This window comes from Stenotrophomonas sp. STEN031 (genome assembly GCF_056759975.1).
Window position 1 is genome coordinate 1 of sequence record NZ_JBRREA010000038.1, and the last position, 24,256, is coordinate 24,256.

At 64.0% G+C, this 24,256-nt stretch carries 20 protein-coding genes; 12 read left to right on the forward strand and 8 right to left on the reverse strand.

The window, feature by feature from the left end:
* Positions 1 to 64: 64 nt before the first annotated feature.
* From ACVOLQ_RS15775 to ACVOLQ_RS15800, 6 genes are all read right to left on the reverse strand, one after another.
* Complete coding sequence (locus tag ACVOLQ_RS15775; protein WP_293706776.1) at positions 65 to 910, reverse strand: ABC transporter permease subunit; 846 nt, start codon at positions 908 to 910, stop codon at positions 65 to 67.
* On the reverse strand, positions 907 to 1,833 hold the full coding sequence (locus tag ACVOLQ_RS15780) for an ABC transporter permease subunit (RefSeq protein ID WP_313398231.1): 927 nt from the start codon (positions 1,831 to 1,833) through the stop codon (positions 907 to 909). The genes ACVOLQ_RS15775 and ACVOLQ_RS15780 overlap by 4 nt, the downstream gene beginning before the upstream one ends.
* On the reverse strand, positions 1,830 to 2,960 hold the full coding sequence (locus tag ACVOLQ_RS15785; RefSeq protein ID WP_313169481.1) for an ABC transporter ATP-binding protein: 1,131 nt from the start codon (positions 2,958 to 2,960) through the stop codon (positions 1,830 to 1,832). The genes ACVOLQ_RS15780 and ACVOLQ_RS15785 overlap by 4 nt, the downstream gene beginning before the upstream one ends.
* 690 nt (positions 2,961 to 3,650) lie before the next feature.
* Entirely contained in the window at positions 3,651 to 4,775 is a 1,125-nt protein-coding gene (locus ACVOLQ_RS15790; protein ID WP_481528582.1) for a polyamine ABC transporter substrate-binding protein, read from the reverse strand.
* A gap of 379 nt (positions 4,776 to 5,154) precedes the next feature.
* The gene (locus ACVOLQ_RS15795) at positions 5,155 to 6,549 is read right to left on the reverse strand and encodes a glutamine synthetase family protein (RefSeq protein WP_481528583.1); all 1,395 of its coding nucleotides are present in this window, start codon (positions 6,547 to 6,549) and stop codon (positions 5,155 to 5,157) included.
* The gene (locus ACVOLQ_RS15800) at positions 6,546 to 7,310 is read right to left on the reverse strand and encodes a gamma-glutamyl-gamma-aminobutyrate hydrolase family protein (RefSeq protein WP_481528584.1); all 765 of its coding nucleotides are present in this window, start codon (positions 7,308 to 7,310) and stop codon (positions 6,546 to 6,548) included. The genes ACVOLQ_RS15795 and ACVOLQ_RS15800 overlap by 4 nt, the downstream gene beginning before the upstream one ends.
* Positions 7,311 to 7,478: 168 nt before the next feature.
* Between ACVOLQ_RS15800 and ACVOLQ_RS15805 the strand changes: the two genes are divergently transcribed.
* The 3 genes from ACVOLQ_RS15805 to ACVOLQ_RS15815 all read left to right on the forward strand — a co-directional run bounded on the left by ACVOLQ_RS15805 (position 7,479) and on the right by ACVOLQ_RS15815 (position 10,810).
* Complete coding sequence (locus ACVOLQ_RS15805; protein WP_481528585.1) at positions 7,479 to 8,771, forward strand: NAD(P)/FAD-dependent oxidoreductase; 1,293 nt, start codon at positions 7,479 to 7,481, stop codon at positions 8,769 to 8,771.
* A 126-nt stretch (positions 8,772 to 8,897) separates the two neighbouring features.
* Complete coding sequence (locus ACVOLQ_RS15810) at positions 8,898 to 10,226, forward strand: GGDEF domain-containing response regulator (RefSeq protein ID WP_313169474.1); 1,329 nt, start codon at positions 8,898 to 8,900, stop codon at positions 10,224 to 10,226.
* Between the two features lie 122 nt (positions 10,227 to 10,348).
* Positions 10,349 to 10,810, forward strand: coding sequence for a bacteriohemerythrin (locus tag ACVOLQ_RS15815; protein WP_313493651.1), 462 nt, complete (start codon positions 10,349 to 10,351; stop codon positions 10,808 to 10,810).
* Positions 10,811 to 10,947: 137 nt separating this feature from the next.
* Here the strand turns inward: ACVOLQ_RS15815 and ACVOLQ_RS15820 are convergent, their stop codons facing one another.
* Positions 10,948 to 12,246, reverse strand: a complete 1,299-nt coding sequence (locus tag ACVOLQ_RS15820) for an MFS transporter (protein ID WP_481528586.1) — start codon at positions 12,244 to 12,246, stop codon at positions 10,948 to 10,950.
* 592 nt (positions 12,247 to 12,838) lie between these two features.
* On the opposite strand from ACVOLQ_RS15820, the gene ACVOLQ_RS15825 reads away from it, so the two are divergent.
* Positions 12,839 to 13,273, forward strand: a complete 435-nt coding sequence (locus tag ACVOLQ_RS15825) for a PepSY domain-containing protein (RefSeq protein WP_481528587.1) — start codon at positions 12,839 to 12,841, stop codon at positions 13,271 to 13,273.
* 468 nt (positions 13,274 to 13,741) lie between these two features.
* Here the strand turns inward: ACVOLQ_RS15825 and ACVOLQ_RS15830 are convergent, their stop codons facing one another.
* Positions 13,742 to 15,244: an aldehyde dehydrogenase gene (locus tag ACVOLQ_RS15830; RefSeq protein ID WP_481528588.1), complete on the reverse strand. Its 1,503-nt coding sequence runs from the start codon at positions 15,242 to 15,244 to the stop codon at positions 13,742 to 13,744.
* Between the two features lie 155 nt (positions 15,245 to 15,399).
* Between ACVOLQ_RS15830 and ACVOLQ_RS15835 the strand changes: the two genes are divergently transcribed.
* From ACVOLQ_RS15835 to ACVOLQ_RS15870, 8 genes are all read left to right on the forward strand, one after another.
* Positions 15,400 to 16,284: a ParB N-terminal domain-containing protein gene (locus ACVOLQ_RS15835; RefSeq protein ID WP_481528589.1), complete on the forward strand. Its 885-nt coding sequence runs from the start codon at positions 15,400 to 15,402 to the stop codon at positions 16,282 to 16,284.
* Between the two features lie 51 nt (positions 16,285 to 16,335).
* Positions 16,336 to 16,980: a DUF5671 domain-containing protein gene (locus ACVOLQ_RS15840; protein ID WP_313493646.1), complete on the forward strand. Its 645-nt coding sequence runs from the start codon at positions 16,336 to 16,338 to the stop codon at positions 16,978 to 16,980.
* Complete coding sequence (locus tag ACVOLQ_RS15845) at positions 16,977 to 17,399, forward strand: hypothetical protein (protein ID WP_481528590.1); 423 nt, start codon at positions 16,977 to 16,979, stop codon at positions 17,397 to 17,399. The genes ACVOLQ_RS15840 and ACVOLQ_RS15845 overlap by 4 nt, the downstream gene beginning before the upstream one ends.
* Positions 17,400 to 17,402: 3 nt before the next feature.
* Positions 17,403 to 18,689: a DUF445 domain-containing protein gene (locus ACVOLQ_RS15850; protein ID WP_313169460.1), complete on the forward strand. Its 1,287-nt coding sequence runs from the start codon at positions 17,403 to 17,405 to the stop codon at positions 18,687 to 18,689.
* 720 nt (positions 18,690 to 19,409) lie between these two features.
* Positions 19,410 to 21,644, forward strand: coding sequence for a TonB-dependent siderophore receptor (locus ACVOLQ_RS15855; protein ID WP_481528591.1), 2,235 nt, complete (start codon positions 19,410 to 19,412; stop codon positions 21,642 to 21,644).
* Between the two features lie 109 nt (positions 21,645 to 21,753).
* On the forward strand, positions 21,754 to 22,080 hold the full coding sequence (locus ACVOLQ_RS15860) for a DUF3649 domain-containing protein (RefSeq protein WP_481528592.1): 327 nt from the start codon (positions 21,754 to 21,756) through the stop codon (positions 22,078 to 22,080).
* Entirely contained in the window at positions 22,077 to 23,699 is a 1,623-nt protein-coding gene (locus ACVOLQ_RS15865; RefSeq protein ID WP_481528593.1) for a PepSY-associated TM helix domain-containing protein, read from the forward strand. Before ACVOLQ_RS15860 ends, ACVOLQ_RS15865 begins: the two co-directional genes overlap by 4 nt.
* Positions 23,696 to 24,028, forward strand: coding sequence for a DUF3325 domain-containing protein (locus ACVOLQ_RS15870; protein WP_481528594.1), 333 nt, complete (start codon positions 23,696 to 23,698; stop codon positions 24,026 to 24,028). Before ACVOLQ_RS15865 ends, ACVOLQ_RS15870 begins: the two co-directional genes overlap by 4 nt.
* Positions 24,029 to 24,256: the final 228 nt, after the last annotated feature.

A 24,256-nucleotide genomic window follows, 5' to 3' on the forward strand; every position in this document is an offset into this window, starting at 1 on the left:
CCACATTGGTGATGGATCGATGGTGAAGCCTCTGCCGAGCATGGCTCGGCACTACATTTGCCCCTCAGCCGTTTTCCTGCAACGCCAGCTGCATGTCACGCTGGCGTCGCTTCTCGGCGCGGGCCGAAATCCACCAGCCCAGCACCGCCACCGTCGACACCGCCAGCACCATCAGCGTGGCCAGGGCGTTGATCTTGGGGCTGACGCCCATGCGCACCGAGGCGAAGATCTTCATCGGCAAGGTGGTCGAGCTGGGGCCGGCGACGAAGCTGGCGATCACCACGTCGTCCAGCGACAAGGTGAAAGCCAGCAGCCAGCCGGACAGCAGCGCCGGTGCGATGATTGGCAAGGTGATCAGGAAGAACACCTTGATCCGGTTCGCGCCCAGGTCCATCGCAGCTTCTTCCAGCGAGCGGTCCAGCTCCTGCAGGCGCGAGGACACCACCACGGTCACGAAGGAAATGGTGAAGGTGACATGCGCGATCCAGATCGCCACCACGCCCTTGGACGGCAGGCCGAACAGGCCGCCCATCGATACCAGCATCAGCAGGATCGACAGGCCGATGATCACTTCCGGCATCACCAGCGGCGCGGTCACCAGGGCACCGAAGATGGTTTTGCTGGGGAAACGCTTGAAGCGGGTCATCGCCATCGCCGCCATGGTGCCGATCACCATTGCCGCGCTCGCGGTCCAGAACGCGATCTTGATGCTGATCCACGCCGCCTGCAGTAGTTGGCGGTCTCGGAACAGCTCGCCGTACCACTGCGTCGAGAAGCCTGCCCACACCGTCGCCAGACGCGAGGAGTTGAACGAATACACCATCAACAACAGGATCGGCAGGTACAGGAAGGCGAATCCGAGCAGCAGGATGCTCCAACCCAACCAGGAACTACGCCGGGTCATGCTCATGCCAGCTTCCCTTCCAGCTCACGCTGCTGCGAACGGTTGAAGATGATGATGGGGATCAGCAGCAGGATCAGCATCACGATCGCCACCGCCGAGGCCAGCGGCCAGTCGCGGTTGTTGAAGAACTCGCCCCACAGCACGCGGCCGATCATCAGCGTATCCGGGCCACCCAGCATTTCCGGGATCACGAACTCACCCACCGCCGGGATCATCACCAGCATGCAGCCAGCAATGATGCCGCTGCGCGACAGCGGCAAGGTGATGCGCAGGAAGGCCTGCCAGGGCTTGGCGCCGAGGTCATAGGCCGCCTCCAGCAGGCGATGGTCGAGCTTGACCAGGTTGGCGTACAGCGGCAGCACCATGAACGGCAGGTAGCAGTAGACGATGCCGATATAGGCCGCCACCGGGGTATAGAGGATGCGCAACGGCTCATCGATCAAGCCGATGCTGATCAGCGTGCGGTTGATCAGGCCATTGCTGTCGAGGATGCCGATCCAGGCATAGACGCGGATCAGGAACGAGGTCCACGACGGCAGCACCACCAGCATCATCGCGATGTTGCGCGCCGACGGCGACATGCGCGAGATCACATAGGCCATCGGGTAGCCGATCAACAGGGTCAGCAAGGTCGAGATCACCGCGATCTTGATCGAGCTCAGGTAGGCCACCACGTACTGGCTGTCGGTGAACAGCGCGGTGTAGTTGCCCAGGTTGAGGTTGACCGTGAACGCGTTGTCCACGTACTCCACGATGGAGGTATACGGCGGCATCGCCACCGCCATCTTGGCGAAGGATATCTTCAACACGATCAGGAACGGGATCGCGAAGAACAGCAGCAGCCACAGGTACGGCACGCCGATCACACCCGCGCGCGCACCCGGCAGCCAGCGCCGCCACCCACCCAGGTTCGGCCCGATCGCGCTCATGAGGTCAGCACCACGCCGTCGTTGTCATCCCAGGACACCCAGACTTCATCGTTCCAGGTGATGCCGTCACTGTCCCAGCGCTTCATGTTGGCGAAGTTGGACAGGATCTTGGCGCCACTGGGCAGGCGCACGTGGTAGACCGAGTGGCTGCCGAAATAGGCGATGTCCTCGACCACGCCAAACGCCTTGTTGGTTTCACCCTCCGGCTCTTCCTTGGCGATATGCACCTTTTCCGGGCGCAGCGCGAACGCCACCGGCTGGCCTTCATAACCGGTGATGCCGTGGCCGACATAGATCGGCGCCGGGAAGTCGGCGGTGCGCACGGTGACGTACTCGGGCAGATCCTCGTCGATCACGCCCTCGAACAGGTTGACCGAGCCGATGAAGCTGGCAACAAAGCGGTTGGCCGGCTGTTCGTAGATATCGTCCGGCTTGCCGATCTGCTGGATCCAGCCCTGGTCCATCACCGCGATGCGGGTGGCCATGGTCATGGCTTCTTCCTGGTCATGGGTGACCATGACGCAGGTGACGCCCAGTTGCTCGATGATGTTGACCAGCTCCAACTGCATCTTCGAGCGCAGCTTCTTGTCCAGCGCGCCCATTGGTTCGTCCAGCAACAACAGCTTGGGGCTCTTGGCCAGCGACCGCGCCAGCGCCACGCGCTGCTGCTGGCCACCGGAGAGCTGGTGCGGCTTGCGCTTGCCCAGCTTCTGCAGCTGTACCAGCTCCAGCATCTCGCCGACGCGGCGGGCGATCGCATCCTTGGCCATGCCGTCCTGCTTCAGGCCGAAGGCGATGTTCTGCTCCACCGTCATGTGCGGGAACAGCGCATAGGACTGGAACATCATGTTGATTGGCCGCTCGTAGGGCGGCAGCGCGGTGATCGGCTGGCCGTCGAGCAGGATGCTGCCCTTGGTCGGCGTCTCGAAGCCGGCCAGGCAGCGCAACAGGGTGGACTTGCCACTGCCCGAACCGCCCAGCAGGGCGAAGATCTCGCCCTTGCGAACGTCCAGGTTGACGTCATCGACGGCGACAAAGCCATCGAATTCCTTGCGCAGATCGCGAATGGACAGATAGCCGGGCTCGCTGCTGAGGGCGATCGGGTCCGGCTTGGCGTCAACGGGCATGTAGGGGCTCCGGAAGCAGGCAGATGAACAAACGGGCGTAGTTTAGCCCCCCATTTTTGTCGGCGACACCGCTGGCTGTGGCGGTTGGGGCCGATGTGAAGGTGCGCAGGCCGTAGCAGCGGCGTCCGCCGCGAGGCTGGTAATGCGCGAAAGGCCACAAAGGCTTACCCCTCCCCGGCCCTCCCCTTGGCTATACGCCAAAGGGAGGGAGACAAGCCAAGCCGCAGCGCGCCCCACGCCATGCTCGACAGGGGCGCTGTAGGAGCGGCGTCAGCCGCGAAGCTGATAGTGCGTGAAGGCCCCAAGAACTTACCCCTCCCCAACCCTCCCCTTGGCTGGGCCAAAGGGAGGGAGACCCGCCAAGCCGCAGCGCGCGCGACCCACGCCATGCCCGGCAGCGGTGCTGTAGGAGCGGCGTCAGCCGCGAAGCTGATAGTGCGTGAAGCTTCAAGAACTTACCCCTCCCCAGCCCGTCCGGCCCGAAGGCGCAGCCTTCGGTCGTTCATCAGGCCGCGCGCCAATGGCGTGCAAGCAGGCCTTCTTCACCCCCTTGGCTGCGCCAAAGGGAGGGAGACAAGCCCTGCCTCGCCTTCTCCACTGGCAACCGACAGCGCGCGAACGCCGCAAACAACAACGCCTCCCTGCAAGAGGGAGGCGTTGTAAACACTCACACGCTAAACCTGCCTGGAATCAACGGCCGGTCTTGATCTCGGTCCACAGACGGGTATACAGCTTGTCCGTCTCCGGGCTGTTGATAGCGTAGGTGAACATCTTGGCGGCCACATCCTCGGCCGGGTAGATGGTCTTGTCGTCGCGGATGGCCGGGTCGACCAACGAGGTCGCCGACTTCACCGGGTTGGCGTAGTGGGTCACGTTGGTGTTCTTGGCCGCTACCTCCGGCTCCAGCAGGTAGTTGATGAAGGCATAGGCGTTGCCCGGGTGCTTGGCATCCTTCGGGATGGCCAGCATGTCGAACCACTGCGGTGCGCCTTCCTTCGGAATGGAATACGCCACTTCCACGCCGTTCTTGGCTTCCTCGGCGCGGTCACGGGCCTGGATGATGTCACCCGACCAGCCCACCACGAGGCAGGTGCTGCCATTGGCCAGCGAACCCACGTACTGCGAGGAGTGGAAGTTCTGCACGTACGGGCGGATCGACTTGAGCAGGTCGGCCGCCTTCTGCAGCACGGCCGGGTCGGCGCTGTGCGGGTCTTCGCCCAGGTAGTGCAGGGCCACCGGGATCATGTCGGCCGGGGTGTCCAGCAGGGTCACGCCGCAGTCCTTCATCTTGGCGATGTTTTCCGGCTTGAACACCAGGTCCCAGCTGTTGGCGATGTCAGCGCTGCCGCCGAAACGCTCCTTCAGCTTGGCCACGTTGTAGCCGATGCCGGTGCTGCCCATCATGTAGGGAACGCCGTACTGGTTGCCCGGGTCCTGGCCGGCAATGCGCTGCATCACCGCCGAGTCGAGGTTGGCCAGGTTCGGGATCTTGCTCTTATCCAGCGGCAGGAACACGCCGGCCTGGATCTGGCGACCGAAGAAGTTCAGCGTCGGCACCACGATGTCGTAACCGCTGTCGCCGGTCAGCAACTTGGTCTCGACCATCTCGTCACTGTCGAACACGTCGTAGGTGACCTTGATGCCGGTGGTCTTCTCGAAGTTCGGGATGGTGTCTTCGGCGATGTAATCGGAGTAGTTGTAGACGTTGAGGACCTTGGCCTCGCCGCCTTCAGCGGGCTTGGCGCCCTCTTCCTTGCCGCCGCAGGCAGCGAGCAGGGAGATGGCGACACCAACGGTGAGAATGCGCAGATTCATGGGTTCTCCAGTGGGATCCGGGAGCGGTATGGGGGGACCGGCCAGGCCGGGAAGTGGGCATATTGTCCCATCTGCGGCGGCTTCGTGTGTAGAAGTTGGATGTAGGGCTTGTGGGAGCGGCGTGAGCCGCGAAGCTGGCAACACTTGAAACGCCACAGCAGAGCTCCCCCTCCCCAGCCCTCCCCTTGGCTTGCGCCAAAGGGAGGGAGCAGAGCTGCATGCACCGACCCTCCCCTTTGGCACAGCCAAAGAGGAGGCTGGGAGGGGGTAGCTGCAGCCGTTGCCTGCAGGCTTCAAACGCCGGAGCCAAAGCTCAACAGCAAACCCCTCCCCAACCCTCCCCTTTGCTGCGCAAAAGGGAGGGAGACAAGCCTTGCGCTCAGACATTCAGCAGCAGGAATTCGCGCTCCCAGGAGCTGATCACGCGGAAGAAGGTCTCGTATTCCTTGCGTTTGACCGAGACATAGGCGCGACAGAAACGGCGCCCCAGCAGCTCCTGCAGGGCTTCGCAGCCCTCCAGCGCATCCAGCGACTCGCCCAGCGAGCGCGGAAGTTCGTAACCCAGCTCCTTGGCGTTACCGCTGATCGGGGTGGTCGGGGTCAACTTCTCGCGGATGCCCAGCAGGCCACAGGCCAGCGTCGCCGCCATCGCCAGGTAGGGATTGGCGTCGGAACCGGCAAAACGGCTCTCCACGCGATTGTTCTCCAGGCTGTCCATCGGCACACGCAGGCCGCAGGTGCGGTTGTCGAAGCCCCACTCCACATTGCTCGGCGATACCTCGCCGAACACCAGCCGGCGATAGGAGTTCACGTTCGGGGCAAAGAAGCCCATCGCCGCAGGCACGTACTTCTGCAGGCCAGCCAGGTAATTGTCGAAGGTCTCGCTGTACTCGCCTTCTGCGTGGCCGGCAAACACATTGCGGCCATCGGCAATGCGCACCAGGCTCTGGTGGATGTGCATGGCGCTGCCGGGTTCGGTCTCCATCGGCTTGGCCAGGAAGGTGGCATAGATGCCGTGACGCAGCGCCGCCTCACGCATGGTGCGCTTGAACAGGAAGACCTGGTCGGCCAGCGACATCGCGTCGGAATGGGTGAAATTGACTTCCAGCTGCGCGGCGCCGGATTCGTGGATCAAGGTATCCACGTCCAGCTTCATCGCATCGCAATAGTCGTACATCAGGTCGAGGATGGGATCGAATTCATTGACCGCATCGATCGAATACGACTGACGGGCCGTCTCCGGGCGACCGGAGCGGCCAGCAGGCGGCAGCAGCGGGAAATCCGGATCGGTGTTCTTCTGCACCAGGAAGAACTCCACTTCCGGCGCCACCACCGGCTTCAGTCCAAGCTCCTCGTACGCAGCCAGTACCCGCCGCAATACATTGCGCGGTGCCAGTTCATGCGGCTGGCCATTCTTGGTGTAGCAGTCGTGGATGATCTGCGCGGTGGGATCAGTCGCCCACGGCACCATGCGCACGGTGTCCGGGTCCGGCCGCAGGATCATGTCCGCGTCGGCCGGCGAGGTCAGCTCGTAGTAATCATCCGGGTAATCGCCGGTCACCGTGGTAGCGAAAATGCCCTCGGGCAGACGGGTGCCGTAATCGTGCGAGAACTTGTCGGCCGGGATGATCTTGCCACGGGCGTTGCCGGTGATATCCGGCACCAGGCATTCAACCTCGGTGATGTGCCGCTCCTTCAGCCAGCGCAGCAACAGGCTTTCTTCCTGTACGGCAATGGCGGTTTTACGGCTGCGGGTGCGGGGGCGCGACGTCATGGGGAACCAACTTGTTTGTGTGACCGATAGCGGCGACAGGCCTCGCCGAAGGCTTGGAATATGCCCAGATAGAACGGGTTTTCGGTAACCCGCCATTCCGGGTGGAACTGCAGGCCGAGCAGGAACGAGGGGCCAGTGCCACGAAACGCCTCGATCAGCCCATCCGGCGCGCGGGCCTCGACCTGCAGCCCTTCGCCCAGCCTGGCTACGCCTTGCCCGTGCACCGAGTTGACCATCACCTCGCTGCCGCCGGCAATGCCTGCCAGCAAACCACCCGGGCTCAGTTGCAACGCATGCGCCGGCCCATATTGCACTTCCAATGATGACGCCGGGTTTTCACGGTGATCGGCCAGCCCCGGCACTTCATGTACTTTCGGATGCAGGCTGCCGCCAAAAGCGACATTCACCTCCTGGAAACCACGGCAGATCGCCAGGATCGGCATGCCCAGCGCCAGCGCCTGCGGGATCAGCCCGAACACGTTGGCATCGCGCGCCGGATCGTGCGGATTGCCCGGCCAGCTGTCGCCGCCATCGTAGTGGTACGGCTCGATGTTGCTGGTTGCACCGGTCAGCAGCAGGCCATCCAGCGTCGCCAACCAGGCTTCCGGCGGTAGCGGCGGTTGCAGCAAAGGCAGCAGCAGCGGCATGGCCTGCGCGCCGTCGACAACGGCCCGCACGTATTTTTCACCAACCACAAGAAACGGATGGGAGCCGATCGGTTTGCTGTCGGTAGGCAAGCCGACCAGCGGCAGGCTGGCCATGGATGAAGCTCATGAGACGTGCCTGCACGCTACCCCTGCCCTGCTGTTTAGGCAACCAAGCGCCATCCGCGATTCAAGTAAGGCAAGGCACACTATGCGGGTTCTTCACTGGCCTGCGCACGCTGCATACGCCGGTGTCGCTACACTTCCCACCCCTGATTCGGCCAGATGTCCGTGGACGCCGCTGCATCCGTTTACCCCCCGAGCTGGTACGCCGCCAGCCAACCCGAGCTTCCGCTACGCGCGCCCCTGCGTGGCCAGGCGCGCGCCGATGTGGCCGTGCTCGGCGCCGGCTACACCGGCCTGACCGCCGCATTGGCACTGGCTGAAAAGGGCTACAAGGTCACCGTACTGGAAGCCGAGCGCGTGGGCTGGGGCGCCTCTGGCCGCAACGGTGGCCAAGCCATCGTCGGCTATGGCTGCGAACAGGACACGCTGGAAGCACTGGTGGGTGACGCCGATGCGCGGCTGCTGTTCGATTTCTCGCGCGAAGGCATGCACATGCTCAAGCAGCGCATTGCTCGCCACGGCATCGACTGCGACTGGCGCGACGGCCACGCCAGCGTGCCGATCCAGCCGCGCCAGGAACGCGCCCTGCGCAATGACATCGAGCGCATGGCGCAGCGCTATGACTACCCGCTGGAATGGTGGGACCGCCCACGCCTGCAGCAGGAACTGGCCAGCGAACGCTACCTGGGCGCGGTCTACGACGCTGCCAGCGGCCACCTGCATCCGCTGGCTTATGCGCAGGGCCTGGCCCAGGCCGCTGAAGCCGCTGGTGTCACCATCCATGAGCAATCCGCGGTCACCCGGCTTGAACGCGGCCCGCAAGCAGCGCTGATCACCGCCCACGGCCGCGTTGACGCCGATTTCATCATCCTGGCAGGCAACGCCTGGCTGCAGGACATCGCTCCCGAGCTGGAAACCCGGATGATGCCGGTCGGCACCTATATCGGCGCCACCCGGCCACTGGGCGCCGAGCGCGCACGGGCACTGATCCGCAACGACATGGCCGTGGCCGACGTCAATTGGGCGCTGGACTACTTCCGCCTCAGTCGCGACCACCGCCTGCTGTTCGGCGGCCAGGCCACCTACTCCGCGCTGCCACCACCGGGACTGCGCGCCAGCATGACCCGACGCATGCGCCGGGTATTCCCGCAGCTGGCCGATGTGGAGATGGAATACGTCTGGGGCGGCTATATCGACATCACCCGCAACCGCGCCCCGCACTGGGGGCGGATCACCCCGAACGTGTACTTCGCGCAGGGCTTTTCCGGCCACGGCGTCGCCAGCACCGGGCTGGCCGGTGAAGTGATCGCCGCCGCCATTGCCGGCCAGGCGCAGCGCCTGGACGTATTCGAACGCATCCCACACGGCGCTTTCCCGGGCGGCAAGGCCTTGCGCATGCCGATGCTGGTGGCGGCAATGTCCTGGTACAAGCTGCGCGATCTGTTGTGGTGAGGCGGGGATTGGGGACCGGGGATGAAGGGCGCGGATCACCGCGAGTGCAGGGCTGGCGTTTGCCAATCCCCACTCACGGTCACATACAACCTCAAGCTTTTGCGCCCGCGGCCGCTATACCTTCCGATGCTCCCTACTCTCGCCACTACTGCCAGCACGCCACAGGCCGCCTTTGACAGTCCGTCGATCGCGCCCCTGCCCCAGCGCATCCTGTTGGTGGAGAACTCGCGCACCTTCACCACGATGCTGCGTGAGGCCATCGAGCAGCGACTGGAACTGCCGGTCAGCGTCGCCTCCAGCCTGGCCGAGGCCGGCGAACTGCTGGACCGTGAAGACGGCTGGTTCCTGGTCCTGACCGGGCTGGTGCTCGCCGATGGCGATCGCGACCAGGTGGTGCAGTATTTCGTCGACCGCGGCCTGCCCACCATCGTGGTCAGCGGTGTTTACGACGAGGACCTGCGCAAGCGCGTGCTGCAGCAGCAGATCATCGACTACGTGCTGAAGAACACCCCCGGCAGCGTCGATTACCTGGTCTGGCTGGTGCAGCGCATGGAGCGCAATCGCCGGATCGCCGCCCTGGTGGTGGACGATTCGCCGTCTGCACGCGCCTACGCGTCCGCACTGCTGACGATGTACGGCTACCACGTCATCGAAGCCGACGACGGCAACGCGGCACTGCGCGCCATCGAGGCCGATCCGGCGATACGACTGGTCATCGTCGACGAGGAGATGCCGGGCATGCAGGGCGTCGAGCTCACCCGGCGGCTGCGCGCATTGCGTGCACGCGACAAGGTGGCGGTGATCGGCATTTCCGGCAATTCGGACCCGTCGTTGATCCCGCGCTTCCTGAAGAACGGCGCCAATGACTTCCTGCGCAAACCGTTCTCGCGCGAGGAGTTCTTCTGCCGTGTGTCGCAGAACGTGGACCAGCTTGAGCTGATCGGCACGCTGCAGGATCTTGCCACGCGCGACTTCCTGACCGGCCTGCCGAACCGCCGCAGCTTCCTTGAGCAGAGTCAGCGCCAGCTCAGCGCTGTCGACAACGGCGGCATGGTCGCCGTGGCCATGGTCGATATCGATCATTTCAAGCATATCAACGACAGCCTTGGCCACGAGGCTGGCGACCAGGCCATCCGCGCGGTCGCCTCGGTACTGCAGGCCAACACCCGCAGCCAGGACATCAGCTCCCGCTTTGGTGGCGAGGAGTTCTGCCTGATGGTTTCCGGCCTTGATGCAGCCGCCAGCGCCGCGCACTTCGAGAAAGTGCGGCAATCGGTAGCCGCCTTGCGACTGCCATTCGGCGACAGCATCCTGAGCATGACGGTGAGCATCGGCGTCTGCCGCATGCCCTTGCACAGCGGCAACCTGCACCAGCTCATCACCGAAGCCGACCGCCAGCTGTACCTGGCCAAGGCCGCCGGACGCAACCGCGTCTGCAGCGCCGATACGCACTGAAAGCCCTCACCGCCATATCTGAATGAAATCCTTGCCCCGCTACAGGCATTGATCCAGATCAACGCGCCTTCCCGGCCCGCTCCCTACAGTGCAGCTCAAAGCACACAGAGGGAGAAGTGGCGGTGGCACTACTGGTCTGGCAAGACGATCTCAATACGGGCGTGGAGGTCATCGACCACCAGCACATGCGCATCGTGGAGATGCTCAACCACCTGCACGTCGCTCAAAAGAGTCTGGAGCGCGTCGCCGTGGCTGAAGTCATCGACGAACTGGTGGACTACACCATGTCGCACTTCGCCTTTGAAGAAGAGTTGATGGAAGAAGCGGGCTACCCCTTCTGCGCCGCCCACAAACGCGTGCACGAAGTATTCGGCAAGCGGGTCTCTGAGTACCGCATGCGCTTCCAGTCCGGCGAGGACGTCACCGACGAGCTGCGCAACATGCTGTCACGCTGGTTGTTCAACCACATCCGTGGTGATGACAAGGCGTATGCCGAGCACGTCAAGCGCCACCTCAACCAGTTCGCCAGGGAGCACCAGGAAGGCAGCTGGCTGGGACGCACGCTGAAGCGCCTGTTCCGCTGATCCGCTTTGCGGGAGTGGCGCGGCTGCGTGAAGCCCAGCAGGTATCGCAACACCGCTGCTCCTGCGTTTCATCGCTGCAGGAACGCCGCAAAGCGCACACGTCGCCGGTCTTGTGTGGGACCGGCAGTAGTCGCGACTTACGGCGTCCCTGCGGCACCCTGCCGCTGCCAACGGCGGATTGCCAACAACGCAAGTGCCGTCAGCAGCGCGGTGCCGCACAGGTAGCCGCCAACCGCGGCGATGCCGAACTTTCCGGCCAGCCAGGTCGCCGCATAAGGCGCGGGGGCGGCGCCCAGGATCCCCGCCAGATTGAACGACAACGACGCGCCGGTATAGCGCACCTGCACCGGATACAGGCTGGCCAGCATCGTGCCGCAGGGTCCGTAGGTCAGGCCCATCAGGAACAGGCCCAGCGACAGGAACAGCAATACCTGCAAGGGATGCCCGGCCTGGAACAGGGGTTGGAACAGCAGGCCGAATACAAAGATGCCCAGCGTCGCCCACAGCATCGCCTTGACCGTACCATGACGATCGCCGTACAGCGCCGCCAATGGAATGCCGGCAGCGAAGAACAGGATGCCGACCATCTGCAGCAGCAGGAAGTCCTCGCGCGCATAATGCAGCACCGACGTGCCGTGGCCCAGCGTGAACACCGTCATCAGGTAGAACAGCACGAAGGTGGCGAACGCCGCCAAGGTGCCAACGACCACCGCGAAGCCATGGCGGACCAGCACCTCGTGCATTGGCAGGCGCACGCGCTGGCCCTGGTCCAGCGCCTTCTGGAAATCCGGCGTCTCGCGGATGTTCAAGCGCACCCACAGCCCCACGATCACCAGCAACGCACTGGCGACGAACGGCACGCGCCAGCCCCAGGACAGGAAACTGGCGTCGTCCAGCACCCGCCCCAGCAGCAGGAAGGTACCGGCCGACAATAGGAAGCCCAGCGGCGCACCCAACTGCGGGAACATCCCGTACCACGCGCGCCTGCCCGGCGGCGCGTTCTCGGTCGCCAGCAACACCGCGCCGCCCCATTCCCCGCCAAGCCCGAGGCCCTGCCCAAACCGACAGAGTGCCAGCAACAGCGGCGCTGTCACGCCGATGTCGTGATAGGTCGGCAACAGCCCGATCGCCACCGTCGACAATCCCATGGTCAGCAGTGCTGCAACCAGCGTTGCCTTGCGCCCGATCCGGTCGCCGTAGTGCCCAAACACCGCCGAGCCCACCGGCCGCGCGATGAACGCCACCGCAAAAGTCGCCAACGACTGCAGCAGCGCGGCGTCATTGCTGCTCTCGGGAAAGAACAGCTTGGGAAACACCAGCACCGCCGCCGTGGCGTAGATGTAGAAGTCGAAAAACTCGATGGTGGTGCCGACAAGACTGGCTGCCAGGACGCGGCGCGGGGAGTTCAGAGGGGCGGAGCTGGCTGCGGTGGACATGGCTGTGACAGGAGAAATAATGGCCGCAGTCTGCCATGCAGCGCCGCCGCGGCCGTCATTTGGTTGCAGCCGACACCGTTGCTTGCCGACGCTGCCATCTTCACCGGGAGGGCTGGAAACTGTTGGCACTGGTGGTGGTCACAGCATCGCCCCTCGCATGGATGCATTGCCCATGGCGGTGACTTCCAGACGTTTCCGTCACCCCCTCGCCCATCTGGACGCGTTGTGGGAACGGCGCAAGCCGCGAAGCATGCATCACATCAGCGATAGGCATCTCTGCGACCCGATGGTTTATCGGCTTCGCGACTCACCTCGCTCCTACACGCCTGCGCACGCCCAGCTGATCTGCAAAGCCCCTGCCGAGCATGGCTCGGCACTACAGCTGCCTGTTGTCGCGCACTGACCCAAGCATCCACTGCGGCAGGAATGAACATCCTGAAAACATTTTTTTGCACTCCTATGCACATCCATTAACCGCATCCGATTGTCGCCTGTTGAAGCCGCACAAATTCACGGATCGATACAGGTTGGCGGGGTTAGCGTTGATCCCGCGTCAGAAGCGCGATGAAGATGAACCCGAAGGAGCAGACCAATGAACAACCGACCGCTACGTACCGCATTGATTGCAGCCGCGCTGACATTGGCCGGCAGCGGCATCGCCCAGGCACAGGATGCACTGACCGCGCCGCAGGTGCGTGCGCACCTTGAGTCGCAGGGCTATACCAACGTCAAGGACGTCAAGTTCGATGACGGCATGTGGGAGGCCGATGCAACCAGCGCAGATGGCAAGCAGGTCGACGTGAAGATCGACCCGCGCAATGGCACCGTTTACCCGGACAAAACGGTATCGCAGCTGAGCGAGGCAGATATCCGCGCACAGCTCGCCGGCGCCGGCTACACCGGCGTCAGCGATGTAAAGCTGGATGACGGCATGTGGAAGGCCAAGGGCCGAACCGCCAGCGGCGAGAAGGTCGAGGTGCGTTTGGACCCGGCGACCGGCGCGGTGGTTGCGCAGGAAAAGGAGTAACCCAATGTGAACTCAGGGCTGCACGCACCGCCCCTCCCCTTTGGCGTAGCCAAGGGGGAGGCTGGGAGGGGGTAGCTTTTGCTGTTGCTTGCAAGGCTTCAAACGCAACAGCCAAAGCTCAACAGCCAACCCCTCCCCAGCCCTCCCCTTCGCTACGCGAAAGGGAGGGGGCAAAAGCCCCTCCCCTTTGGCGCAGCCAAGGGGGAGGTTGGGAGGGGGTAGCTTTTGCTGCTGCTTTGAAGCTTCAAACGCCACAGCCAAAGCTCAACAGCCAACCCCTCCCCAGCCCTCCCCTTCGCTATGCGAAAGGGAGGGGGCAAAAGCCCCTCCCCTTTGGCGCAGCCAAGGGGAGGTTGGGAGGGGTAGCTTTTGCTGTTGCTTGCAGGGTTTCAAACGCAACAACCGAAGCTCAACAGCCAACCCCTCCCCAGCCCTCCCCTTGGCTTACGCCAAAAGGGAGGGAGCAGATCAGCCTTCCAGATTGATCCAGGTCGCCTTCATCTCGGTGTACTTGTCGAAGGCGTGCAAGGACTTGTCGCGGCCATTGCCCGATTGCTTGTACCCACCAAACGGCGCGGTCATGTCGCCGCCATCCCAATAGTTCACCCATACGCTACCCGCTCGCAGGCCTCGTGCAACACGATGCGCTCGCGAAACATCGCGCGTCCACACACCGGCGGCCAGGCCGTACTCGGTGTCATTGGCCAACTGCAAGGCCTGCTGCTCGCCATCGAATGCGATCACCGACAGCACCGGGCCGAATATCTCCTCGCGGGCGATGCTTTGTTGCGGACTGACTTCATCAAACACCGTCGGTTCGATGTAACACCCGCCCGCAACGACATCCGCACGCTTGCCACCCAGCAACAGCCGTGCGCCTTCCGCCGTGCCCTTCTCCACATAGCCAAGCACGCGCTGGGTCTGCGCTTCATCCACCATCGCTCCCATTGCCGCCTTCGGCTCGAACGGATGCGCAGGCTGCATATGCCGACCATGCTCGATCACCTTCGCGACAAACGCGTCCTTGATCGAGCGCTCCACCAGCAAACGCGAACCTGCCGTACACACTTCGCCCTGGTTGTAGAAGATCGCGCTCGCCGTCGCCTCAGCTGCTTTGTCCAGATCATGCGCATCGGCAAACACGATGTTCGGGCTCTTGCCACCGCATTCCATGTAGGCGCGCTTCATGTTCGACAGTCCTGCACATTGCAGCAGCCGCTTGCCCACCGCAGTAGAGCCGGTGAACACCAGACCATCCACATCCATATGCAGCGCCAGCGGCTCGCCGGCGCCCTTGCCACTACCGGGTACCACGTTGAACACACCATCCGGGACGCCGGCTTCGCTCACCAGCTCGGCGAAGCGCAAGGCGCTCAAGGGAGACTTCTCCGAAGGCTTGAGCACCACCGAATTGCCGGCCGCCAGTGCCGGGGCAATCTTCCATGCCGCCATCAGCAGCGGGAAGTTCCACGGCACGATCGCGCCGACCACGCCCAGCGGCTCGCGGGTGATCAAGCCCAATTCGTTGCCACCGGTCGGGGCAACTTCGCCGTACAACTTGTCCACCGCCTCCGCCGTCCACTGGATGCAGCGGATCACGCCACCGATATCCACCTGCCGCGCCTGCGCCACCGGCTTGCCCATGTCCAGCGTTTCCAGCAGGGCGAGTTCATCGGCATGCGCCTCGACCAAGGCCGCCAGCTTCAGCAATACCTGCTTGCGCTTGGCCGGCTTCAACCCAGCCCAATGACCCGCATTGAAGGTGCGCCGCGCCGCCGCCACCGCGTGGTCGATATCGACCTGGCCAGCATCGGCGATCTGCCCCAGCACGCGCCCGTCGATCGGACTGATGCAGTCGAAAGTGGCACCCGATGCCGCGTCCACGTACTGCCCATTTATGAACGCGCGGGTGCGCAGCGACAGACGGTCGGCGAGGCTCTGCCACTGTTCACGGATATGGGGAGTGTTCATGAGGTTTTCCCGGTTGCGAAGGCGTTGTCGCTGGCGCTCATGGTACGCCGACCACCGTAGGGCACCGACACGGACCTGCTATTTTCCGCAAATACAAGGGTTGGCCCCGGCTCCTGCTGGCTTCACAATGCCGCTCCACGTTTCCGGCAGCGCTCATGGACATCATCGTCAACGAAGAACTCAAGGCCTATATCGATCCGCTCACGCAGGACGAGCACGACGCGCTGGAGCGCAGTCTGCTGGCCGAGGGTTGCCGCGACGCACTGGTGCTGTGGGGCGATGTGCTGATCGATGGCCACAACCGTTACGGCATCTGTTCCAGGCATGGCATCCCGTTCAACACCGTGCAGAACACCCGCTTCAAGTCCATGGATGACGTGCATCTGTGGATGATCGAGCAACACCTGGGCCGGCGCAGCGTCTCCGATTACCAGCGCGGCGTGCTCGCCCTGCGCAAGCGCGACATCCTGGAAACCCGCCGTCGGGCTGAACAGGAGCAACTGCGCCGTGAGAGCGACGGTGAAGCTGCGATCAACGACGCCAACAGCGATGCCGACACCCCACCATGGGAGCCCGCACCCAAGCTGTCCAAGGCCGATCTGGCCCGCGAAGCCAAGCTCAGTCCCAGCCAGGTGACGATGATCGAGAAGATCCACGAGCACGCCACCGCCGAGGTGATCGAGGCGATGCGCGTGGGCGCGATCTCGCTCAGTGCCGCCGCCACCGTGGCCAGCCTGCCCGAGGACGAGCAGCGCGCAGCGGCGCGTGGCGGCAAGGACGAACTGAAGCAGGCCGCCAAGCGCGTGCGCGATGCCAAGCGCAAGCCCAAGGCTGCACGCGAGGATGCCGATGACGACGCACAGCCGCTGAGCATGGCCGAAGCCGATGGCCTGGACGGTAACGTCGACAGCGCCGAAGTGCAGGCCCTGCGCCAGCGCGTGGCTTCGCTCACCGCCGAGAACCAGGCCCTGCGCATGGAGCTGGATGCCCTGCGCGCACGCATGCTGGCCGCCCAGGCAGAAGAGCCCATCGACGCTTGATTGCACTGAGCCGGCCGCCTAGGCTGCGGTCATCCCTGCAAGGAGCATGTGATGGCCTCGGCCTCCCCCGAACTTGAAGCTTTTGTCCGCGATGCCTTGATGCGCGGACACAGCCGCCAGCAGGTCAGCAGCGCGCTGCTGGCCGCCGGTTGGAGCGAACAGCAGATCAGCGGCGTACTCGGCGGTTGGGCCGACGTGGATTTCCCGCTACCGGTACCACGCCCACGCGCCTCGCTGTCGGCTCGCGAAGCCTTCGCCTATCTGGTGCTGTTCAGTACCTTGTACTTCTTTGCTTGGAACCTGGGCAGCCTGCTGTTCCAGCTTATCCAGTACGCCCTGCCCGACCCGGCTGATCCCGATTGGCAGCTGATGCGCTTGAGCGGAGGTATCCGTTGGGCGATCTCGGCCCTGGTCATCGCCTTCCCGGTGTTCGTCTTCGCCGCCCACCGCGTCAGCCGCGACGTGGACAGGCATCCGATCAAGCGGCTGTCGCCGGTACGCCGCTGGCTCACCTATTTGACCCTGTTCGTGGCGGCCACCGTCCTGATCGGCGACCTCACCGCCCTGGTCTTCAACCTGCTCGGTGGCGACCTCAGCCTGCGCTTTGTGCTCAAGGTGCTGGTGGTCGGCGCCATCGCCGGCACGGTGTTCGGTTACTACCTGTGGGACCTGCGCCAAGAGGAGGTCGAGGCATGAGCCGCACTGCTTGGGGCACCCGCGTACTCTGGGCGACCGGCATCGTCACTGCAGCCGCAATTGCAGCCGGTGTCTGGGTGATCGATTCACCGTCGCAGCAACGACTCAAGCGGCTGGATGAGGCGCGCGTATCGCATCTGCGCACGCTGGAAATCGCAGCCAGCAACTACTGGCGCGAGAACGATGCGCTGCCGCCGAACATCCTCGCGCTGGCCGCGCAACCCGGCATGGTCCTGACCTACAAGGATCCCGGCGGTGGGCCCGACTACCGTTACCGCGCCCTGGATCCCACCCATTACGAGTTGTGCGCGCAGTTCGATACCAGCACCGCGGACGGCCCCCAGCGTGCCGGCGAATGGGCGCACCCTGCAGGCAACCACTGCTTCCGCCGGGCGGTAAGCGCAAAGGACAGCGACTAAGCCGTGAGCCCACAGGACGATCCGCGCCGCGCGCAGTTGCGCCGCCTCAAGTTGTACGCGGTGGCAATGCTGCTGGCGATGCTGGCGGGCTTCGTCGTCAGCCACATCAACGGCGAACGCGGCATTTGGGCGTGGGTGGGTGCCTTCTGTGAGGCGGCCACGGTGGGCGCCCTGGCTGACTGGTTCGCGGTCGTGGCCTTGTTCCGGCGACCGTTGAACCTGCCGATTCCGCATACGGCCATCATTCCGCGCAACAAGGAACGCATCGCCGACAGCCTGGCGGTGTTCGTCCGCGACCATTTCCTGGAGCCGGAAGCACTGCTGGCCAAGCTGAAGGTGTTCGACCCCGCCACCCGCCTGGGCGAATGGCTGGCGCAACCGGCGCAGGCCAGGATGCTGGCCGGGATGGCACGCGGCTGGGCGGTGCAGGCATTGGACCTGCTCGACGAGGCGGCAGTGCGTCGTTCCATCCAGGGCTTCGTGGTGGCCCAGCTGAGGCAATGGAACGCTGCGGGAACCGCAGGTGAACTGCTGGGCCTGCTGACTGCCGACAACCGCCACCAACGCGTGCTCGATGAAGGGCTTACGCGCATCGCCCATTGGCTGGACAACGACAAGGTACGACAACAAGCATCGGCCTTGATCGTGCGTTACATCCGCAAGGAATGGCCCAAGCTGGCCAGCACCGTGGATTGGGTCAAGCCCATCGACGAGATCGGCGATTCACTGGCCGACAGGCTGGCGCGCGCCGGTCTGGAAGAGCTGCAGGCGATCCTGTCGCAGCCCGAGCATCCACTGCGGCAGGACTACGCTGCATGGATCGCCGATTACATCCGCCGCCTGCGCGACGATCCGGCCTTGGCTGCGAAAGTGGACGCACTGAAGCAGCAGGTGATCGATCACCCAGCGGTGCAGGAATATGTGCAGGGCTTGTGGCAGCGCGTGCATGACTATCTGCGCACCGACCTGTCCCGCGAAGACTCGGTGCTGGCCGGCCACCTGGAACGCAGCCTTGGCAAGCTGGGCACCAGCATCGGCAGCGATCCGGCCCTGCGCGACGCGCTGAACCAGCACATGCTGGCGGGCGCGGAAAAGCTGACCAACCGCCTGCGCAGCGGCGTCACCAACCATATCGCCCAGACCGTGAAGGCATGGGATGAAAAGAAGCTGGTCGAACAGTTGGAGCTCAGCGTCGGCCGCGACCTGCAGTACATCCGCTTCAACGGGACGCTGGTAGGCGGCCTGATCGGCCTGCTGCTGCATGCCCTGACCGGCTGGCTGAAGTTCTGACCCCGCCAACGTGGGACCGGCAACGCTTGTAGGAGCGGCGTAAGCCGCGAAGCTGACATCCCCTCAGGCCACCGCGTTTCCGCGATCCGTACGAGCCAAGCGCATTTCCAGATTGCAACCGAACCGGTGATTGGACAGATCGTGAGCTTCGCGGCTGACGCCGCTCCTACACCAGCCGCGCTTCTTGTGGGAGCGGCGCAAGCCGCGAAGCTGAGATCCCATCCGGACGATACATGTCCTGCAACCCGTGCATTCCGACCACATCTCCGGATTGCGATCGAGCCAGTGATTGGACAGCTTGTGAGCCTCGCGGCTTGCGCCGTTCCCACAAGCAATCCATGGCTTTTTTTAACACTTGCCACGATGCACAACGCGATCCATGGCAGCACCGAGAGATCACTTTCCTCCGCGAAAACATCGCACTCCAGAAAGTTCAACACTCTCAAAAGACAATTTAGCTTGCCCTCATAAATAAGAATGGTTATCGTTACGAACTAGGCCGTACGCCCAGCCCCTCGCGGCAGCGATGCACTGCATCCACCCGCCAAGCCCCGTGTACCCCCGATAGATACCAAGCCGCGCGACGCCAATGGGCGAACGCGCAGCGCATGCGGGCAGCACGCGGGAAACCTCTTCCGGCACCTCACACGCCAGTCGTGTAGCAGAGCCGTTGGCACTCCTCCTGTTGGCCCCACCACTTTCGCCACTCAGGAAACGCCGATGCATAACCCCCGTGCAACCACTCCGCTTTCGCTTTCACTGCTATCGACCGCGCTGGCGGTCGCTCTGGCTGGCAATCCGGCTTCCGCGCACGCAGAAGCACCTGCAGACAATGCAACCACGCTGGATGCCGTGAAGGTCGTCGCCGAAGGCGAGCTGGCGAACTCCTATACCGTCAAGCACGCCAAGACCGCGACCAAGCTGGACCTGTCACTGCGTCAGACGCCGCAGTCGGTCACCGTCATCACCCGTCAGCGACTGGACGACATGGGCCTGTTCTCGCTGTCCGACGTGATGGGCCAGGTCACCGGCGTGCATGTGTCGGTCACCGACAGCGAGCGCATCAACTACGTCTCGCGCGGCTACAACATCACCAATTTCCAGGTCGACGGCATGCTCAACACGTTTGGTGGATCGATCAAGACCAATACCGACAACGTGATCTACGAGCGCATCGAAGTGGTGCGTGGCGCCACCGGCCTGACCACCGGTGCAGGCGATCCGTCCGGCACCATCAGCTTCGTGCGCAAGCGCCCCACCGACACCGTGCAGATGGGCGCAAACCTGACGCTCGGCCGTTGGGGCAACCAGCGCATGGAGTTCGACATCGGCGGCCCGGTGGCCTGGGACGGTCGCATCCGTGCCCGCGCGGTCGCTGCCAAGCAGCAGAGCGATTCGTTCCGCGATGTCTACAAACTCGACAAGAACGTGTTCTACGGCATCATCCAGGCCGACGTCAGCAACAGCACCCTGCTTGAGCTCGGCTACGAGTACCAGTCGCCGGAGACCTCCGGCGTGACCTGGGGCGTGGTGCCTTACTGGGGTGTGGACGGCAAGCCGGCCAAACTGCCGCGCTCAACCAACCTGTCGGCGTCGTGGAGCCAGTGGCCGATCGTCGAGAAGACCAGCTTTGCCCGCATCGAGCAGCAGCTCGGCGCCGGCTGGGCGTTGAAGGGCAGCTTCACACACGCCGACCGTGAAACCGATGGCAGCGTCTGGTACGGCGCCAATGGCTTCCCGCGCCCGGATGGCACCGGCGTCACCGCCTACCTCTCTCACTTCGCCGAACAGAGCACGATGGATGTGTTCGACGTGAACGTCGGTGGCAACTTCAAACTGTTCGGCCGCGAGCACGAGCTGGTGTTTGGCCTTGGCGAGTCCGTGCGCAAGGGCGAGTACCCGTCCATCACCATCCCCGACTATCCCGACGACTACGCGCAGGTGCCGGACTGGCGCAACTGGACCGGCAACATCCCGGAACTGCCGATCGTGCGCAACGGCTACCTGGGTTCGGAAGACGAGTTGAAGCAGCGCGCTGCCTATGTCGCCGCCCGCCTGCAGTTGGCCGACCCACTGCTCGCCGTCGCCGGTGCCCGCTACAGCACCTGGGAAACCCGGACCTGGCGTTACACCTACGACACCGCCGGCAACCGCACCGGTACCACCCGCACTGGCTACAAGCCGGAGAACACGCTTACCCCATACCTTGGCCTGATCTACGACATCAACAAGTACTTCAGCGCCTACGCCAGCTATACCGACATCTTCCAGCCGCAGAACTACCGCGACAAGAACAACAGCTACCTCGAGCCAGTGGTCGGCGACATGTGGGAAGCCGGCTTCAAGGCTGAATTCTTTGATGGCCTGCTCAATACCTCGGCCGCCGTGTTCAAGGGCGTCAAGGACAACGTCGCCGAACTGGACGACAGCGTACCGGTGAACTCGTTGCCCGATGGTTCCAGCGCCTACCGTTCCACCGGCAAGGGCAACAAGGTCAAGGGTTGGGAAGTCGAAGCACAGGGCAGCCTGGGCGAGCATTGGAACCTGTCGGCCGGCTTCGCCCATACCACCACCTACAGCCAGGCAGGCGTTCGCCAGAACACCACCACCCCGGTGGACACCTTCCGCCTCAACACCAGCTGGCGTCCGGGCGGTGCCGAAGGTCGCTTCTGGCTGGGCGGCGGCGCTACCTGGCAGAGCGAAATCTGGCGCAACAGCAGCAAGCCTGCGACCGACTACCTGACCAGTGGCGCACTGGTCAGTGCGCGCATCACCCAGGACTCGTTCTACCTGCTGAACCTGTCGGCGGGCTACCGCTTCAACGAGAACTTCAGTGCCCAGCTCAACGTCAACAATCTGCTGGACAAGGCGTACTTCAGCAACGTGGGCTTCTACAACGGCGTGTACTGGGGTGAGCCGCGCAATGTGCTGCTGACCCTGCGCTGGAAGCTCTGATCCCTCCAGGGAAACCACTGCGACGCAGTGGCGGCCAGGGACGGCCGACTTACACCACGCCACCGGCACCGCCGGTGGCGTCCGTAGTGATCCGACTTTGCAGGTTTCCGTGGACAGCACGCCCTTCGCCAGCACTTGGTACTCCCGTCTCGGTAGTTTCTTCGCACGCCCTTGGCTGGGTGTGTTGTCGCGCTCGCTGGCCGCCATCGTTGGCGGCTATGCCTTGGCCGCCACTTGTTCGATGTTCTTCGCGGCGGCCTTGCCGATCGCCCGCAGCCAGGCGGTGCTGACCGGCATGCTGGTCGCCATCGTGTTGTGCGCCTGCGCCGCGTTGTGGGCGTTCGCCACCCGCAGCGCTTTGCGCGCCTGGGCCGGCATCCTGCTGCCGGCCGTGCTGTTCTGGCTGGGCAGCCAGTGGATTGGAGCGGCCGCATGAAGAACGGATTCCGCCAATCGATGGCCTGGCTGCATACCTGGACCGGTTTGCTGGTCGGTTGGTTGCTGCTGCTGATCTTCATGGCCGGCACTGCAAGCTACTACCGCGAGGAAATCAGCCGCTGGATGCGGCCTGAGCTGCCGCGCAGCACGGTCAGCGCCGACCAGGCCGCCGCCAATGCACTGGCCTTCCTGCAGCACAAGGCACCGCAAGCCGAAAGCTGGAATGTCAGCCTGCCCGACACACGCAATCCGGCCATGCGCACGTTCTGGCGCAACCCCGAATCCATGGTCAAACCGCCAGCCGAGGGTGAGAAGCGTCGCCGTCGTGGCGGCGGCCGCTTTGGCGACGCCACCCTCGATGCCAACACTGGCCAGGAAGTCAGTGCGCGCGAAACCCGTGGTGGCGATTTCTTCTATCGCCTGCATTTCGACCTGCACTACATCCCGGTGATCTGGGCACGCTACATCGTCGGTTTCTGCGCAATGTTCATGCTGGTGGCCATCATCAGCGGCGTCATCACCCACAAGAAGATCTTCAAGGACTTCTTCACCTTCCGTCCGCAGAAGGGACTGCGCTCCTGGCTGGATTTCCACAACGTCAGCGCGGTGATGGCACTGCCCTACCACGCGATGATCACCTACACCGGCATCGTTACCTTGATGTTGCTGTACCTGCCGTGGGGGGTGAAATCGGCCTATCCGAACGACGAGGACGCCTTCTTCAGCGAAGCCTTCGCGCGCATGGCCGAAGTGGAATCCCCGGCAGAAGGCACGGCGGTGCCCGTGCCGATCCAGCAATTGATGGACAGCGCGCGCAAGCAGTGGAACGGTGCCGATATCGCCGGCTTCACTGTGTACCGGCCCGGCGCGGCGAACGCGGTGGTCGACATCCAGCAGCGCGATGGGAAGCGCCTGTCGATAGACACACCGTCGCTGCGCTATGACGCAGTCAGCGGCCAGTTGCTGGAAGCCAGCCCTGGCGCCGGTGGCGCGACGCAGACGCGTGGCGTGATGTACGGCCTGCACCTGGCACGCTTCGCGGACTGGGGACTGCGCGCCCTGTTCTTCCTGTCCGGCTTGATCGGCTGCCTGATGGTGGCCAGCGGCGTGGTGCTATGGGCGGTGAAGGAGCGGCCCAAGCATGCCAAGTCCGGCAAGACCGGTTTCGGCCTGCGCCTGGTCGATGCCTTGAACATTGGTGCCGTCGCCGGTTTGCCGATCGCCTTCGCCGCTTATTTCTGGGGCAACCGCTTGTTGCCTGTGCAACTGGCCGAGCGTTCGGCTGCAGAGGCCAATGTGTTCTTCTGGGCGTGGGGCGCCGCCCTGCTGGCGGCTTTCGTCTGGCCCAAGCGGATGATGTGGGCCTGGCAGCTGTATGTCGGCGCAGCCTTGTTCACGCTGATCCCCCTGCTCAATGCCTCGACCACGAATGCGCATCTTGGCGCGAGCATTGCCGCCGGCGACTGGGTATTGGCCAGCTTCGACCTGTGCATGATCGCCTTCGGCGCGATGCTGGCCTACTGCGGCTGGCGCATGCAGCACTGGCAGCCACCGTTGAGTGCCGCGGAAAAAAAGCGCAGGCAACAAGCCGCCGCGGCTGCGGAGGCGAGCGCATGATGCTGCTTGTCCTGGGTTTGTCGTTCGCCGCCTTTGTTGCGCTGTCCTTTGCGATGGAAAAGCACCAGTTGGACCTTTACGGCAAGGCGGCTGCGAGCACTGCACGCATGCAGCTGTGGCGCTGGTTAGGCTGGGGCCTGCTGACCGCCGCATTCGCGCTGTGCGTGTGGCGACACGGCTGGGCGCTGGGGCCGGTGTGGTGGTTGGGTGCGATGACGGTCGCCGGCCTGCTATTGGCTTTCGGCCTGTACCCCTACCGGCCGCGCTGGATAGCCCCTTTGGCGTGGGTGTTGCCGGTAGCGGGATTGGCGGCAGTAAGCCTTCTGTAGAGCCGAGACATGCTCGGCTGGGACGTTACCAGCCAGGGCGAGAAGCACCCCTCCCCAGCCCTCCCCTTGGCCTGCGGCCAAAGGGAGGGAGCACAGGTAGAGCCGAGCCATGCTCGGCTGGGGCATTACCGAGCAAATCAAAAAAACACCTTTCCAGCTCCCCCTTCGCTGCGCGAAAGGGAGGGAGCACGGTGGGCGGCGGTTTTATCGGGCAGGCCTCTGCCGAGC